Annotated in this window: 12 protein-coding genes; 5 read left to right on the forward strand and 7 right to left on the reverse strand. The window is 66.2% G+C overall.

The window, feature by feature from the left end:
* Positions 1–33: 33 nt before the first annotated feature.
* Both ACM9HJ_RS21630 and greB read right to left on the reverse strand, forming a co-directional pair.
* A complete protein-coding gene (locus ACM9HJ_RS21630) occupies positions 34–2982 on the reverse strand; it encodes an ATP-binding protein (RefSeq protein ID WP_416573838.1) in 2949 nt (982 codons plus the stop codon).
* A gap of 93 nt (positions 2983–3075) precedes the next feature.
* Complete coding sequence (gene greB, locus ACM9HJ_RS21635) at positions 3076–3663, reverse strand: transcription elongation factor GreB (RefSeq protein ID WP_416573839.1); 588 nt, start codon at positions 3661–3663, stop codon at positions 3076–3078.
* A gap of 138 nt (positions 3664–3801) precedes the next feature.
* Here greB and ACM9HJ_RS21640 point away from each other — a divergent pair, with 138 nt between their 5' ends.
* Positions 3802–4236 (forward strand): DUF29 domain-containing protein, encoded by a 435-nt coding sequence (locus ACM9HJ_RS21640; RefSeq protein WP_416573840.1) that lies wholly within the window; start codon positions 3802–3804, stop codon positions 4234–4236.
* 4 nt (positions 4237–4240) lie between these two features.
* Here ACM9HJ_RS21640 and ACM9HJ_RS21645 read toward each other — a convergent pair whose 3' ends face one another.
* From ACM9HJ_RS21645 to ACM9HJ_RS21655, 3 genes are all read right to left on the reverse strand, one after another.
* Entirely contained in the window at positions 4241–4738 is a 498-nt protein-coding gene (locus tag ACM9HJ_RS21645; RefSeq protein ID WP_416573841.1) for an arsenate reductase ArsC, read from the reverse strand.
* 235 nt (positions 4739–4973) lie between these two features.
* Positions 4974–7232 carry a helicase-related protein gene (locus tag ACM9HJ_RS21650; RefSeq protein ID WP_416573842.1) on the reverse strand — a complete coding sequence of 753 codons (2259 nt, stop codon included), beginning with the start codon at positions 7230–7232 and terminating at the stop codon, positions 4974–4976.
* 73 nt (positions 7233–7305) lie between these two features.
* A complete protein-coding gene (locus ACM9HJ_RS21655; RefSeq protein WP_416573843.1) occupies positions 7306–8262 on the reverse strand; it encodes a DMT family transporter in 957 nt (318 codons plus the stop codon).
* Between the two features lie 26 nt (positions 8263–8288).
* On the opposite strand from ACM9HJ_RS21655, the gene ACM9HJ_RS21660 reads away from it, so the two are divergent.
* Both ACM9HJ_RS21660 and ACM9HJ_RS21665 read left to right on the forward strand, forming a co-directional pair.
* Positions 8289–8837: an Lrp/AsnC family transcriptional regulator gene (locus ACM9HJ_RS21660; RefSeq protein ID WP_416573844.1), complete on the forward strand. Its 549-nt coding sequence runs from the start codon at positions 8289–8291 to the stop codon at positions 8835–8837.
* 86 nt (positions 8838–8923) lie between these two features.
* Positions 8924–9979: an adenylate/guanylate cyclase domain-containing protein gene (locus ACM9HJ_RS21665; RefSeq protein WP_416573845.1), complete on the forward strand. Its 1056-nt coding sequence runs from the start codon at positions 8924–8926 to the stop codon at positions 9977–9979.
* On the opposite strand, the gene ACM9HJ_RS21670 is transcribed toward ACM9HJ_RS21665, so the two are convergent.
* Positions 9958–11538, reverse strand: coding sequence for an ABC transporter substrate-binding protein (locus ACM9HJ_RS21670; RefSeq protein WP_416573846.1), 1581 nt, complete (start codon positions 11536–11538; stop codon positions 9958–9960). The genes ACM9HJ_RS21665 and ACM9HJ_RS21670 overlap by 22 nt on opposite strands.
* Before the next feature lie 161 nt (positions 11539–11699).
* Between ACM9HJ_RS21670 and ACM9HJ_RS21675 the strand changes: the two genes are divergently transcribed.
* The gene (locus ACM9HJ_RS21675; RefSeq protein ID WP_416573847.1) at positions 11700–12092 is read left to right on the forward strand and encodes a DUF983 domain-containing protein; all 393 of its coding nucleotides are present in this window, start codon (positions 11700–11702) and stop codon (positions 12090–12092) included.
* On the forward strand, positions 12089–13468 hold the full coding sequence (locus tag ACM9HJ_RS21680) for a PLP-dependent aminotransferase family protein (RefSeq protein ID WP_416573848.1): 1380 nt from the start codon (positions 12089–12091) through the stop codon (positions 13466–13468). The genes ACM9HJ_RS21675 and ACM9HJ_RS21680 overlap by 4 nt, the downstream gene beginning before the upstream one ends.
* A gap of 341 nt (positions 13469–13809) precedes the next feature.
* Here ACM9HJ_RS21680 and ACM9HJ_RS21685 read toward each other — a convergent pair whose 3' ends face one another.
* Complete coding sequence (locus ACM9HJ_RS21685; protein WP_416573849.1) at positions 13810–15600, reverse strand: alpha-amylase family glycosyl hydrolase; 1791 nt, start codon at positions 15598–15600, stop codon at positions 13810–13812.
* Positions 15601–15650 lie beyond the last annotated feature (50 nt).

Raw genomic sequence — 15650 nt, forward strand, 5'->3', positions numbered from 1 at the left:
CCGGCACGGATGGCAAGGGGGCGATTTCGCCGATCAGCCAACCTTTTCAGGGGCATCCTCTGCCGTGGCGGCGCGCGACAGTTCCGGGATGCGGTCGGCCAGGGCCACCTGCGCCCGCCCATGGGCCGTCAACAGATGCGCCAGCGGCGTGGCCACCCCGTCGCGGTCGGCGCCATTGTCGATGGCCTGTTCCAGGTCGCGCGCCGCCCGCGACATTTCCATCAGCCCGAAATTGCCGGCCAGCGACACCATGGAATGGGCATGGCCGCGCAACATGTCGAGCGGCGTGGCCGGATCGGCGGCGATGCAAACCCGCTGACGCAGCGCGGTCACCACCTCCTGCAGCATGGCCAGCAAGGCCCCCGCCCCCATCAGCATTTCCAGCTGCGACTGCATGGCGCCCGACATCACCTCCGCCTCCGGTGGCTCGGGCGAGCCCGCCACCGGCACCGACATCGGTGCGGGACCGATGCGCTGCGACCAGCGGGCCAGCGCGGCGATCAGGTGGCTGGCTTCGATCGGCTTGGCGATATGATCGTCCATGCCGGCCTTGCGGCAACGCTCCACCTCCGACGGCAGGGCATTGGCGGTCAGGGCCACGATGGGGATACGCCCGGCGGCCGATGGCAGGGCACGGATGACCCGCGTCGCCTCCAGCCCGTCCATGCCCGGCATCTGCACGTCCATCAGCACCAGGTCATAGGGTTGGCGCTGCACCGCCTCCACGGCGGCGATGCCGTCCATGGCGATATCGACCTTGTGGCCCGCCCGTTCCAGGATGGCGCGGACCAGCAGCTGGTTGACGGGCAGATCCTCCGCCACCAGCACATGCAGGGGCCGGACGGGCGGCCCGTCCTCCCCGGCACCGGGGGTGGGCAGGGCCGGACCATGGGACGGCGGATCGGTGGGGCGCAGCGGGATCTCGATCCAGAACAGGCTGCCGCGCCCGGCCTCGCTGGACAGGCCGACCCGGCCGCCCATCAGCGTCACCAGCTGCTTGCAGATGGCCAGCCCCAGGCCCGTGCCGCCATAGCGCCGCGCGGTGGAGGCATCGGCTTGGTGGAAGGGCTCGAACAGCTGTTTCTGGCGCTCGGGCGCGATGCCGATGCCGGTATCGGCAACGGCGATGCGCAGCCATTGCCACTCGCCCTCCCCCTCGCCGTCACCCACGGCGCTGACCGACAGGGTCACGCTGCCGGCCTGGGTGAATTTCACGGCATTGTTCAAGAGGTTCAGCACCACCTGGCGCACCCGTGTCGGGTCCAGCATCAGCCAGGGCGGCAGATAGGGCGGCAGGTCGACCTTCAGGTTCAGCCCCTTCTCCTGTGCCATGGGCCGTACCAGTTCGGCACAGGTCTGCAGCATGCCCACCGTGTCGGTCGGCATCTCCTCCAGCTGCAAATGCCCGGCATCGACCTTGGAGAAATCCAGCACGTCGTTGATGACGGCCAGCAGCGTGCGTCCCGCCTCGGCCTGCAGGCGGATATAGCGCCGCCGCTCGGTTTCCGGCAGGTCGGCGGTCAGCAGCAGGTCGGCGAAGCCGATCACCGCGTTCAGGGGCGTGCGCAGTTCATGGCTGACCGTGGCCAGGAAGTCGGTCTTGGCCCGTGCCGCCGCCTCCGCTTCCCGCCGTGCCACCAGCAGCGCCTCCTCCTGCGCCGTGCGGTCGGTGACGTCGCTGACGGCGCCGAACAGGGCGAAGGGCTTGCCATCGGCCCCGAACTCCACCACCCCGCGCGTCACCACATGCCGAACCTCTCCACCCGGCCGGACGATCCGCAGCCCCATCTCATAGGAACTGCCCGTGCTCATCGCCGCCCGCACCAGCTCACGCAGCCGTCCCTGGTCGTCCGGATGGTGGGCGGCCAGCGTCGCCTCCATGGTGGGCTGGAACTTGTCCTTGCGCAGCCCGTGGATGCGATAGACCTCATCCGACCAGGTCAGGCGCCGGGTCGACAGCTCGAACCGCCAATGGCCGACCATGGCCAGCTGTTCGCCCAGGCGCAGCAGGCGGTTGGCTTCCGCCAGGTCACGGGCCTGGGCCCGGCGGCGGCGCGATTCATGTTCCAGCGCCCGCATCATCAAACCCAGGCCCAGGCTGGCGACCAGCGCCGCGATCAGCGCCCGCCAGGCCAGGGACCACCAGGGGGACAGGATCTCCTCCAGCCCCCGCCCGACGATGGCAACCAGCGGATAGGCGCGGATATGCCGGAAAGCCAGCAGACGGCGGACGCCGTCGATGCTGCTGGCATTCTCCACCACCCCGTCCGGCACCTGCCGGGCCATGCCCATCACGCCGCTGTCGGCCATGGACTGGCCCAGGCCGGTGACATTGTCCGCATTGTCGGCACGGCCGGACCGGGCCCGCACGATGCCGTCCATGCCCAGGATATTGACCACCCCCTCCTGGCCCAGATCCAGCTTGTGGAAATAGTTGGAGAGGTAGAAGGGGTCGACGGCCATGACGATGACGCCGCCGAAGCTGCCATCCGGCTGGTTCAACCGCAGGCTGATCGGCAGCGACCATTTCCCCGACAGCCGCCCCACGATGGGTGGTCCCACGAAGATGGTGCCGGTGTCCTGATGCACATGGACGGCGATATGGGCACGGTCCAGATAGTTGGTGATGCGCGCTTCCGGCCCCATGCCCAGCGTGCTGTCCATCAGATAGCCGTCGGCCCCGACCAGGGACAGCTGGACGGTGAAGCCTTGCGGCATCGTATGCTGGTGCATGAATTCGGGCAGGCTGAAGGTTGCGGGGGCCGCCTCGTACTCCGCCCTGGCCGTGCGCAGCGTCTGCTCCACGGTGGACAGGATCCAGAAGGATTGTTCCTCGAACGCCAGCGCCAGGTTGGCCACATCGCGCCGCGCCTGATCCAGCGCGCGCTCCCGCTCCAGCCAAAGCAGGCTGCCGGTGCCGGCCCAGATCAGGATCAGCGTGGATGCCAGGACCAGCAGCAGCTTTTTGGACGCGAAAACCATCGCCCCTCCGGCGATGGACGCCGCTGCCCATCGCACCTCATATGGTTGGGCATTAAGTAACAAATCGCCAACCGGTGTGGTAGGCGCAGAAGGTTAGGTTAACGATCCGTCCTCATCCGACGTCGGATAGACGATCGAAACCACTTCCAGCTCCTCCAAACCGGCGGGCGTGCGCAGGGCGACCAGATCGCCCTCGCGCGCCTTCAGCAGGGCACGCGCCACCGGCGATACCCAGCTGATACGGTTGGGGCCCATATCCGTCTCGTCCACCCCGACGATGGTGACGGTGTTTTCCGTCCCATCCTCGCGGGCATAGGTCACGGTGGCGCCGAAGAACACCTGGTCGCGGTGCTTCTGCTGTGACGCGTCCACGACATTGGCGATTTCCAGACGTTTCGAAAGGAATCGCATGCGCCGGTCGATCTCGCGCAGCCGCTTCTTGCCATAGATGTAATCGCCATTCTCCGACCGGTCGCCATTGCCGGCCGCCCAATGCACAATCTCCACCACCTTGGGCCGCTCCACGCGCAGCAGATTCTGCAATTCACCCCGCATGCGTTCGAACCCCGCCGGGGTGATGTGGTTCTTCTGGCCGGGCGGCAAGGGGCTGGGATCGTCGGGGCCGTCATCATCGTCCCCCGCCGCGTCGCGGGCATTCTCGTTCACCCAGGCCTTGCTCATCCCCGCCACCAACCGCTGGAAACCGGCGGATGGTTTAGCGCGGATGGGGGCGGGAGGGAATGGGGGGATGGAAATGCCGGGGCAAATTGGTCCATATTGTACCATACAGCCGATGCCGCCATCGCGAGGGAAACGGCCATGTCGCTCTATGAGAAGGATTTCTACGCCTGGGCCAACCAGCAGGCGGCACTGCTGCGCGCCGGCAAGCTGGACGCCGCCGACATCGCCCTTATCGCCGAGGAGATCGAAAGCATGGGGCGCAGTGAGAAGCGCGAGCTGGTCAGCCGTCTGACAATCCTGCTGCTGCATCTGCTGAAATGGCAGTTCCAGCCCAGCTTGCGCGGGCAAAGCTGGCGCCTGTCCATCGCCAATGCCCGCGACCAGCTGGCCGATCACCTAGATGACAATCCCAGCCTGAAGCACAAGTTGGACGAAGCCGTGGTATCGGCCTACCGCTACGCCACCCGACAGGCCGCCATCGAAACCGGTCTGCCGCAGGCAACCTTCCCCGCCAACTGCCCCTGGAGCTTCACCCAGATTGCGGGTGCGGATTTCTGGCCGGAAGCGGAGTGATCTTTTACCCTGCCATGGCGATGTCGGACACGTCCGATACGGTCAGGCGGGCCAAGCGGTGGTCGGGCAGGGCGCAGAGCAGCTTGACCCGACGTTCCACCATGCCGAACACCAGGTTCAGCAGCGCCCGGCGCTCCGTCTCCGACCCTTCCAGGGCCAGCGGGTCGGGAAAGCGCCAGGTGACGATCATCGGATTGCCCGTCCAGGCCGGCTGCGGCAGGACGGCGGACTGTTCGCAGACATGGAAGACGAAATCCAGGTCCGGCGCGTCGGGGCCGGTGAACAGGTCCCACTGCTTGGGGCGCAGGTTTTCCGTATCGATGGAGACCTTGCCCAGCAGGTCGAGCGTGATCGGATCGGCCGTCTCGCGCGGTTCCGGACCGGCGGAGAAGGTCTCGAACCGCCCCATCCCCCATTTGCGCAACAGCCCTTCGGCCATCAGGCTGCGCGAGGCGTTGCGGCGGCAGACGAACAGCACGTTGAACGGACGGTCAGGCGACATGGGATCAGCCCCGTTGCGGTATGGAAACCGCGCGGCACTATCCGACGGATCGACGACAGGATTTTCTCGGTTTGATGTCGTTTGCGTGAAGGCGTCGTCGCAGTGCCTTCTCCCTCCCATTGGCTCGCGTCAACGGGTCCCTCCCTCTCCCGCAATCGGGAGAGGGAGGAAGTTACGCCCTCGCCCACGAAAGAGGGGCCGCCCGTGTCAGCGGGTGGGAGGGAGAGAGATTGCTCTACCCCTTACGCGGCCCGTACCGCTTCTTGGGCGCACCCCGGAAACCCTGGGGCGGCTTGGGCTTGCCCCCACCGCCCGGTCGGCCACCGCCACCGCCGGGCTTGCCCATTCTCTGCCGCCGTGCGGTGCTGGCCAGCAGTTCCGACAGGCGCCCCGCCACCTCCGCCCGTCTTTCCTCCACCGCCTTGCGGTCGGGAAACAGCCGGGCGAATTTGCGGCTGGCCCAGTAGTAAAGGTCACAGGAGCGCGACAGCTCCTCCAACCCGTAATCGTCCAGCCGCTCCATGCGCAGCGGCACGACCAGGCCCAGCGGCACCGGCTCGTCCTTCTCCACCGCACGAAGCATCTGGTTGAAGAAGCGGGCATCCACCTCCTTCTCCAGGTCGGCGGGCATGAACAGCAGGCTCAGCTTCTCCTCGAACCCGATGCCGCGCTCGTCCAGGGCCTGGGCCAGGCGGCGCAGGGCCGACAGGTCGGCCACGCGATAGGGGCTGCCCGTTGTGCGGGCCGCCGCGAAGCAATCGACCAGCAGCATCATGCTGTCGCGGCCGATACGGCTGGCCAGCCGGTCGACCATGGCGCGGGTGGGCCGCACCGTCAGCGCCCGGCGGGGACCGAAGGACGGGTCGGGGCGGGTCCAGATGGTGCGCAGCTGCTGCGGCGTGCCTTTACCGACCACCCCGAACTCGCCCTCCTCATGATGCCCATAGCGGCCGGCGCGGCCGGCGATCTGTTTCAGCTCGGCCGGGGACAGCTCGCGCTGTTCGGTGCCGTCGAACTTTTCCAGGGTGGTGAACAGCACGCGGCGGATGGGCAGGTTCAGGCCCATGCCGATGGCGTCGGTGGCCACCACCACATCCGCCTCGCCATTGGTGAAGCGCTCCGCCTCGCGCCGCCGCACCTCCGGCGCCAGGGCGCCATAGATCACGGCGGCGGTCATGCCCTTGGCCTGCACGATGTCGCGGACCATGTGGACGTTGCGACGGGAAAAGGCGATCAGGGCATCGCCCTTGCGCACATCCTCGTACTCCAGCCGCTGTTCCAGCATGTGCAGTGGCTGCTTGCGCTCCAGCCGCACCACCTCCAGCGGTTCGCCCAGATATCCCGCCACCCGCTCGATCAGCGGCAGCGCCTCCGGCGCGCCCAGCAGATAGACCGTCCTGGCCGCCACGCCCATCAGCGCCGCCGTCCAGGCCCAGCCGCGATCCTTGTCGGCCAACATCTGGATTTCGTCGATGACGGCGACATCCACCACCTGCTCGGGATCCAGCATCTCGATGGTCGAGGCCAGATGCCGCGCACCGGGCACGCGGATCTCCTCCTCCCCCGTCAGCAGGGTGGTGGGCGTGCCCTCGCGGTTCAGCCGGTCCATCACCTCCAACGCCAGCAGGCGCAGCGGCGCCAGATAGACGCCCTGCTCAGCCTCATGCAGCGCCGACATGGCGCGGTGGGTCTTGCCGGAATTGGTGGGGCCGACGACCGCCACCAGCTTGCGTCCCATGGATCGGGCCGTGGGGAACAGCCGTTCGAACTTGGCGAAGTCGAATTCGGTATTCACGAAGGTGCGGCCGCGCGCCACGGCGCGTTCACGCAGCCAGGTGTCGGCCGTCTCCTCCCACCGGCGCAGGATGTCATTGGGCTGGTGGTTGGTGCGGGCGATGCGGTAAAGGCGCTGGGCCAGATTCTCGAAGGTCCAGCTGTCGTCAGCCTCTCCCACCGCCGCACGCAGCTGCCACAGCCGGCCCGATACATCGGCAAGCGCCTGTTCCATCGCCTGGGCCAGTTGCGGGTCCTCCACCAGATGCTGGCGCAGGGTGGCGTCGTCCAGGCCCGTCAACTCATCGATATCGAAGCTGCGGGAAACCTCCAGCCGGATGGGGCCGGACATGTCGGGGAAGGACAGCTCATCATGGGCCCGCGCCCGCACCCGGCTTTTCGCCTCCGCCGCCAGCAGGGCGACATGGGTCCCCTCCAGCGCGCGGCGCCCCTGTTCCAGCAGTTCCGACCGGCGGACCATGCGGGCCACCAGCCCCTCGATCTCCAGCACCACGGCATCGCGGCGTTCGGCCAGCACCACCAGATCGCGCCGCCCCTGCGGCAAAGGCAGGCCCAGCGGCACCATGCCATAGGCGGTCGCCTGCTCGATCCGGTCCAGGCCGAGGCGTCCGATGGTGGTGATTTCCGGATGATGCCGGGCGACGGCGAAGACGAGGTCCGGTTCCATCGGGATGGACGGTTCCGGGAGCAGATTATCCATGGGGGTGCTTTATTGAAGAAGGATGATTTCGCAGGCGCACAATATGCGCCTGAAAGCGGCTTTTGCCCAGGGGTCAGGCGTCTGCCCGTGATGGTGCATGCCGCTGATGCGCCCCGATGCAGGACAGCACGCTGCCCACGACCAGGACAAAGGCCGCCACCTCCAGCCCCGTGGGCAGGCGCTGTTCCCACAGGAAGCCGTAAAGCAGGGCGAACAGGGTCTCGAACAGGATCATCTGGCCCACCAGGGTCAGCGGCAGCAGCCGGCTCATCCGGTTCCACAACGCATTGCCCAGCATGGAGGCCAGAAGGGCCACGCCAATGGAAATGCCGGCCAGCCGCGCCCAGGCATCGGCGGCGTGCTGCACCGGCTCGACCACCATCGTCACCGGGATCAGCAGCACGGCCTGCGCCCCGGTCATGATGCCCAGCAGCAGGTTCCAGTCATGCACGGACACATGCGGCAGCCGGGCAAGACAGCGGCTGTTGCCCACCGCGAACCCCGTCCAGGAAGCAAGGGCGCCGACGGCGCACGCCAAGCCCAGCAGCGACGCCTCCGCCGGTGCTGCCAGCGCCTGCCAGCCGATGCACAGCGCCCCACCGGCACAGAGCAGCAGCGACGGCAGCAATCGGCCCAGCGGCACCGCCCCCTGGTCGCGGCTGCCGATGATGGTCACCGCCACCGGCAGGAAGCCGATGACAAGGGAGGTCATGGCGATGCCGCCGGTCTGCACCGCTGTGGACAGCAGGATGTAATAGAGCGTGTTGCCGGCCAGGGCCAGCCAGGCCAGGGACCGCCATTCCCGCCGCGTGACGGCCGCGCGCAACGCCCGCCACCGCGGTGCGATCAGCAGGGCGGATAGGACGCCATAGGCCAGGTAACGGCCGATGGCCAGTTGCAGGGGCGTGAAGTCCCGCACCAGTTCCGGGGCCAGGAACACCAGACCCCACAGGGCACCGGCACCGATGCCGCAGGCGATCCCCAGACTTGTCCTGTTATCGCCGGACGGGCGGGTAAGGGCGATGTCCACTCTCGAAGCCTCTCGCTGAGCCTTCGGTGATCATTATCATCGCCCGAGCGAGCGTTGCGCTCTTGATCGGCCCCTCAAATGCAACAAATACTCACCCCATGAAGAACCCGCTCCGCATCCTTGACGGTTTCGACCGCGCCATCCTGCGTATCATCCAACGCGACAACAAAACGCCGCAGCGGGAGATCGCAGAGGCGGTGAACCTGTCCGCCGCCGCCGTGCAGCGCCGGGTCGCGGGCATGGAAAAGGCCGGAATCATCCGCCAGAACGCCGCCATCGTCGATACGAGCGCCGTTCATATGGCCATCACCGCCATCGTCGAGGTGCAGTTGACCGATGAACGGGCGGCGACCGTCGACAAGGCCAAGGCCCTGTTCCGTGAAGCGCCAGAAGTGCAGCAATGTTACTACGTGACCGGCGGCATCAGCTTCGTCCTGGTGATCCTGTCGCCGGACATGGCCAGTTACGAGGCGATCACACGGCGCCTGTTCGCGGAAAACGACGCCGTGGTCAGCTTCCGCAGCCTGATCGCACTGGATCGAGTGAAGGAGGGGGCGGAGGTGATGATCCTCTGAAGCTCCCCCCCTGTGTGCGCCGTCATTGCATCCACCGTCACCCATGATAGCGTGCCCGGCGCAATGCCAGCGTGAGAAGGCTGCCCATGGTCCCCATCGACGCCGTTCAGGACAGATCCGCCCCTTCCTGGCGTGAGCGGACGCGGACCCTGCGCCGCTGGGTGATGGTGCTGCTGATCGGCGGTACGCTGGGCTTTCCCATAGCGCATTGGGCCGGGGTGTCGCTGCCCATCTCCATCGTGTTCGGATCGTGTATCGGCGGCCTGTGCCTGGCCTTCAAGCACCGGCTGCTGCTGTCGGGCCTGCGCACCCGCATCAGCCGGCTGCCGCGCGGCGTCGGGCTGCCGGCATTCTATCTGACCCATTGCGGGCTGATCATCGTGGGCATCGCGCTGGCCCATATCATCAATGCCACCACCGGCCTGGATGTCGATGACGGTTCCCCCAATATCGATTTCTTCCAGGTCTTCTCCTATTCCGCGGCATCGGTTGTGTTGCTGCTGCTGCTGGACCAGACGCGCAGCCTGATCGGCAATCCCGTGTTCTTCGCCCTGATCACCGGGCGTTATTCACGGCCGGTGGAGGAACAGCGGCTGTTCCTGCAGGTGGACATGGCCAATTCCACCGCCCTTGCAGCCCGCCTGGGCGACCGGGAAGCGATGCGGGTGGTCGGCCGCTTCCTTTATGCGCTGGGGGAGCCGGTGCGCTGCCATGGCGGGGTGATCGACAAATATGTCGGCGACCAGGCCATCATTTCCTGGCGCCTGACGCCCAAGCAGCCTCAGGCTCCGGCCCTGTCCTGCGCGCTGGCCATACGCCGGGCGTTGACCGGACTGGACCGGGAGATGGCGGTGGGGCTGGGCTTCCGCATCGCCATCCATGCCGGCCCCGTCATCGTCGCCCAGGTGGGGGACGAGCGGAAGGAAATCACCTATTTCGGTGACACGATCAATTCTCTCGCCCGTTTGGATGGGGTGGCCAAGGATCTGGGCCGCGACATCATCCTGACTGACGCGGCGCTGGAACGTTGCACGCCCCTGGCCGGGATGGAACCCACAAAGCTGGGCCCGGTCACGCTGCGCGGGCGCGAAACCCCGATCGGGGTGCTGGGCCTGCCGCCCTATTTCACATCCACGCCGTAGAAATCCAGCCGGGTGGAGGGCGAGGCGCGGAAATCCACCACTTCCGGCCGCACGCCGGTGAAGACCTGCGGATGGGCGATGGGGATCCAGGGCAGGTTCTGGTGGAACAGGGCCTGGGCCTTGAAATAATAATCCTTGCGCGCCGCCTGATCGCCCGTGCGCCGGGCGGCGGTGATCAGCCGGTCCATCTCCGAATCGCACCAGCGGGCCAGATTGCCATTGCCGGGCTTGGCCGCCTCGCACGACAGCAGATCGGACCAGAACCGGTCAACCTCGTCATTCGACCAGCCATATTGGGCCATCGCCGCCTCCCCGAAGCGCACGCGGCGGACATACTCGCCCCATTCATAGGTGACGATCTTGGCCTTGATCCCCACCTTGGCCAGATCGGCCTGGATCATCTCCGCGATGCGGCGGGGGGCGGGGTTGTAGGGGCGGACGACGGGCATGGTCCACAGCTCTGTCGCGAATCCGTCCTTCAGCCCGGCCTCTGCCAGCAGAGCCTTGGCCTTGGCGGGGTCGTACGGCAGGTCCTGGATACTGTCATCATGGGCCCAATGGCCCGGGGGAATGGGCGTGATGGCGGGTTTGGCGGTGCCCATATAGGCCTGATCCAGGATCGCCTTCTTATCGACAGCCAGATTGACCGCCAGGCGCACGCGGGCATCGTCGAAGGGCTTTTTGTCCATGTTCATAGCCACATAGCCCACGGACATCGCGTCCACCCCGACCAGCCGCACATCCTTGTCCTGACGCATTCGGTCCAGGTCGGCGGGGTTGGGATAGGTCATGGTGTGGCATTCGCCGGCCTTCAGCTTGGCATAGCGCACGGTCGCATCCGGCGCGATGACGAAGACCAGCTGGTCCAGCGGGGCCACGCCGCGCCAGTAATCCTTGTTGGCGCGCATCCGCACCTCGGTATCCAGCAGGTGGCGGATCAGCTGGAACGGGCCGGTGCCGATCGGGTCCAGATCGACCTTTTCCGGGGTGCCGGCCTTCAGCATGGAAGCACCATATTCGGCCGACTGGATGGACATGGCGTGGCTGGCAAGGGCGTAGAAGATGCCGGCATCCGGTTCCTTCAGACGGAACAGTACCTTGTAATCGCTGACTTTTTCCACGGCCAGCAGGTTGGTGGACAGGCCCAGGTTATGAAAGGCCGGATAGACCTTGCCGCCGGCCACGGCGTGATAGGGATGGGTCTTGTCCATCTGCCTTGCGAAGGTGAAGACCACGTCGTCGGCATTGAAATCGCGCGTAGGCGTGAACAGCTTCGACCGGTGCCATTTCACCCCCTGGCGCAGGGTGAAGATGATGGTCCGCCCGCCATCCGCCAACTCCCAGCCGGTGGCCATCTGCGGTTCCAGCTCCAGCGAACCGCGCTTCACATTCACAAGCTTTTCATAGAGTTGCTGGGCGATATCGTAGGCATTGCCCGAGGTGGAATATTGCGGATTGAGACTGTCGGGGGCGGCTTCGGCGCAATGGACCAGGGTCTTGGCCTGCGCGGTTCCCACCAGCAGCATGGCCAGCAGCAGCGATCCCACAACCCGCATCATCCATCCTCCACACCCGATCCATGACAGATCAACATGGGTGGCATGGGGGTGCAAGCGGGGGCTGCGACAAGCTGGACCAGGACGTATCGGCGCATCAGGTGTATGGATCATACAAATACCATACAATTCATCCTGTATGGCCCATACAATGGAGAGCCGCCATGGCCGGCAAGCAGAAGATCGATTTCGCCACCACCCCCTTCGGTCTGGGCATCAAGGGCCTGTGCCCGCATTGCCGGCAGGGATCGATCTTCGACGGGTATCTGAAGCTGGCGAAGAACTGTCCGAACTGCGGGCTGGACATGTCGTTTGCCGATCCGGCGGACGGGCCGGCGTTCTTCACCATGTCGATCGTCAGCTTCCCGCTGACCGGGTTCGCGGTATGGCAGGAGATGGTGTTCCAGGCGCCCTATTGGGTGCATCTGTTCACCACACTTCCGGTGACGGTGCTGTCGGTGCTGGCGCTGTTGCGGCCGTTGAAGGGCTGGCTGGTCTGTGCCCAGTATATGAACAAGGCCGAGCAGGGCCGGCTGGACGAGGGCGGGGATGAATGAGTGACTGGACGCCCCCTGCCCTGCCGCCCGGTGTGCCGCTCTATCGCGCCATCGCCGATGCCATGGCGGCCGACATCGCGTCGGGTGCGCTGAAGCCCGGCACACGGCTGCCCACGCACCGGGCGCTGGCCGATGCGGTGGGGGTGGACCTGACCACCATCACCCGCGCCTATGCCGACGCAAGGCAGCGCGGGCTGGTGGAGGCGTCGGTGGGGCGCGGCACCTTCGTCGCCGATGCCGCCCGCCAGCCCCCGCCGCCGCCGGTGGAGCTGGACCTGTCGATGAACCTGCCACCGCAGCCGCCCAGCGCCAACCTGGCGGCACGGCTGGCGCGGACCATGGCGGGGCTGACGCGCCGGCCCGACCTGTCGCGCCTGCTGAATTACCAGCCCAATGGCGGCAGCGAGGCCGACCGCAAGGCCGGGGCCAAATGGCTGGGCAGCCGCATCCCCGACCTGGACCCGGCGCGGGTGCTGGTCACCGGCGGGGCGCAATCGTGCCTGACGGCGCTGCTGACGCTGGAGACATGCTGGGCCGGCGATATCCTGAGCGATCCCTATGCCTATACCGGGTTCCGGCTGGCGGCGCAGATGCGCGGGCTGCATGTGACGCCGGTGCAGACGGATGCGCTGGGCATGGTGGCGCCGTCGCTGGCCCTGGTGGCGCGCGACACGCGGGCGCGGCTGGTCTATCTGACGCCGACCATCCACAACCCCACCACCCTCACCATGCCGCTGGAACGGCGGCTGGAGATCGCGGCGGTGGCGCGGGCGCAGAACCTGATCATCATCGAGGATGATGCCTACGGCATGCTGGCCGAACCCGGCCTGCCGCCGCTGGCCGCCTTGGCGCCGGAACGGGTCTGGCATATCGCCACCCTGTCCAAATGCCTGTCGCCGGGCCTGCGCGTCGCCTATCTGGTGGCACCGCAGGGGACGGACACCAACCCGATCCGTGCGGCATTGCGCGCCACATCACAGATGGCCATGCCCCTGTCGGTGGCCGCCATCACCGGCTGGATCGAGGATGGCACGGCGAGCGAAATCCTGGCCGCCATCCGGCAGGAGGCGGTGGAGCGTCAGGCGATCGCCCGGCGCCTGCTGCCGATGGGGGCGATGGCGGCCCATCCCCAGGGCCACCATGTCTGGCTGACCCTGCCACCCTACTGGACCGACCGCGCCTTCGCGCTCGCCGCCAAGAAGGCCGGGGCCACGGTGGTGCCGGGGTCCAACTTCGCCATGGCGGCGGAACCGCCGGAGAAATATGTGCGCGTGGCGCTGGGGGCCGCCCCGGACCAGCCGGCGCTGGCCCATGCGCTGGAAAAGCTGGCGGCCCTGATGCGGCATGGACCGGTGTCGGAGGTGGAGGTGGTGTGAAGGCGAGGTGGGAAGTGCTGCAATTGGACTTGCCCACCCGCCACCTTCCAGCAATCATGCTGTTGTCGCTGCGGTGGAGAAAAAAATGAGATTGCGGGAGGCCCTGGGAGAAATAAAAAGACGGCACCTTGTCTATTCATTCAAGGGCAGCGCCGTATTTCTTTTTATATTCATACCCTTGATCCCGTTTTATTATTTCAAAGAAAACACTAGTTTCGTTGGATTCATGATCAGCTGCGGCATGATCATGACTGGGTTCATCGGCCGGTTTCTCTACATTTTATGGCGAACCCAAAGAAAACGCGCTTTCTAAAGATGACGGTGGGAGAGGGGGGAACCCCTCACCCACGCCGGCACACCACATAATCCAGCGCTGGCACCGTCACGGTATAGCTCTGCCCCTGCCCCGCCCCGCAGGCCCCGCGCAGGGCCGACCATTGCGTACCCGGGCCATCCACGTCGATGCTGACCGAACGCGGCTTGGTGTCAGTGTTGGCCACCACCAGGAACTGTTCGCCGCGCCCCTCATCCACGCGGGAGAAGGCCAGCAGGCCAGGGCCCTTGCGTTCGAAATAGCGCACGACCGTCTTGCCCTGGCGCAAACCGGGATGGGCCTGGCGGATGGCGGCCATTTCGGTGAAGGCGCGATAGAGGGCGTGGTTCGGCTGGTAGGCGTCGCCCGTGCGGGGGCCGATGGTGCCCAGCCGTTCCTCGGTATTGAACTGTTTCGACGCGCTGGCGAACATCGGCTGGCGCGAGGCCTTGTCGTCACCCAGGCCGACGAAACCCTGCTCGTCGCCATAATAGAGCACCGGCACGCCGCGGGAGAAGAACATCAGGGCATGGCCCAGCGCCACGCGGGCCTGCAGCTCATCGGCCGTCATCTTGGGATTGGCCTTGCGCAGCTTGAAGGCGAGACGCCCCTGGTCATGGTTGGAGATGAAGGTGGCCAGATCGCGGGCGGCATCCGGCCCGCCGGGATAGAGACGGTCGCCGCGGAACAGCCGGTCCCATTCATCCAGGTCCTTGCCCTTGCCCAGCGTATCCAGGGTCGCCGCCGACAGGGCGAAATCCAGGACCGAGGGCAGGCCCAGGATGCCGGTATAGGCGGCCAGGTCGGAGACATCGTCATTGGCCACCTCCCCGAAAATGATGAAGTTGGGGATGCCCTGGGCCTTGGCGAACGCCGTCACCTCCGGCACGAAACGGTGCCAGAATTCCGGGTTCACATGCTTGGCGGTGTCCAGGCGGAAGCCGTCGATACGGTATTCGCGGACCCAATGCTTGTAGATGTCGATCAGGCCGTCCACCACGGCGGGCTGTTCGGTATAGAGATCGTCCAGGCGGGCGAAATCGCCGAAAATGCTGTCCTCCCCGCTGAAGGTGCTGTCGCCGCGATTATGATAATGGCGCGGGTCGTTCATCCAGGCGGGGTTCTTGGCCTGCTCTTGGCCGGCGGGGACGTAGGGCGTGTAGGCGTAGTTGATGTCGGTCAGGGTGGCATAGTTGGGATTGGTCTGCGCCGCCGGACGGTCGCCCTGGAAACCTGGATTGAGCCCATTGCGGGTGGTGGGATAGTCGCCCTTGGAACGGTAGGGGCAGGGCTTGGCCATGCTGGTGCCATCGCATTCGCGGTACTGGATGACATCGCCGGTATGGTTGACGACGATATCCATGATCACCTTCATGCCGCGGGCATGGGCGGCCTCCACGAAAGCCTTGAACGCCGCGTTGCCGCCCAGATGCGGGTCGACATTGAGGAAATCCACGCCCCAATAGCCGTGATACCCGGCCGACAGGCCGCCATCATACTTGTGCACCACCTTGTTGGTGACCGGCGGGGTGACCCAGATCGCCGTGACGCCAAGGCCCTGGATATAGTCCAGCTTGGCCGTCAGCCCCTGGAAATCGCCGCCATGGAACATGCCGATATCGGTGGGGTCGTAACCGGTCTGTTCCGGCCCGCCGGTAAGACCGCCCTTGTCGCTGGCCGGATCGCCATTGGCCATGCGGTCGGTGACGACGAAATAGACCACATCATCGGCGAAGGGCCGGTCGGGGTTGGCGGTCTGCCCATAGGCGGGGGCGGCCAGGGCCAGCAGGGTGGCGGCTTTCGTCAGCAGACGGGGCATGTTTCCAACTCCTTGGGGTTTGGCTTTTTTGTTTCGGTGAAGTTCCGGGC

This window comes from Niveispirillum sp. KHB5.9 (assembly GCF_048066115.1).
Lineage (GTDB): Bacteria > Pseudomonadota > Alphaproteobacteria > Azospirillales > Azospirillaceae > Niveispirillum.

Coding starts and splice junctions, on each gene's coding strand:
- ACM9HJ_RS21640 (WP_416573840.1), top strand. CDS start 3,802: ATGTCGCTCTATGAGAAGGATTTCTACGCCTGGGCCAACCAGCAGGCG.
- ACM9HJ_RS21650 (WP_416573842.1), bottom strand. CDS start 7,232: ATGGATAATCTGCTCCCGGAACCGTCCATCCCGATGGAACCGGACCTC.
- ACM9HJ_RS21680 (WP_416573848.1), top strand. CDS start 12,089: ATGAGTGACTGGACGCCCCCTGCCCTGCCGCCCGGTGTGCCGCTCTAT.
- ACM9HJ_RS21670 (WP_416573846.1), bottom strand. CDS start 11,538: ATGATGCGGGTTGTGGGATCGCTGCTGCTGGCCATGCTGCTGGTGGGA.
- ACM9HJ_RS21685 (WP_416573849.1), bottom strand. CDS start 15,600: ATGCCCCGTCTGCTGACGAAAGCCGCCACCCTGCTGGCCCTGGCCGCC.
- ACM9HJ_RS21675 (WP_416573847.1), top strand. CDS start 11,700: ATGGCCGGCAAGCAGAAGATCGATTTCGCCACCACCCCCTTCGGTCTG.
- ACM9HJ_RS21630 (WP_416573838.1), bottom strand. CDS start 2,982: ATGGTTTTCGCGTCCAAAAAGCTGCTGCTGGTCCTGGCATCCACGCTG.
- ACM9HJ_RS21645 (WP_416573841.1), bottom strand. CDS start 4,738: ATGTCGCCTGACCGTCCGTTCAACGTGCTGTTCGTCTGCCGCCGCAAC.
- ACM9HJ_RS21665 (WP_416573845.1), top strand. CDS start 8,924: ATGGTCCCCATCGACGCCGTTCAGGACAGATCCGCCCCTTCCTGGCGT.
- greB (WP_416573839.1), bottom strand. CDS start 3,663: ATGAGCAAGGCCTGGGTGAACGAGAATGCCCGCGACGCGGCGGGGGAC.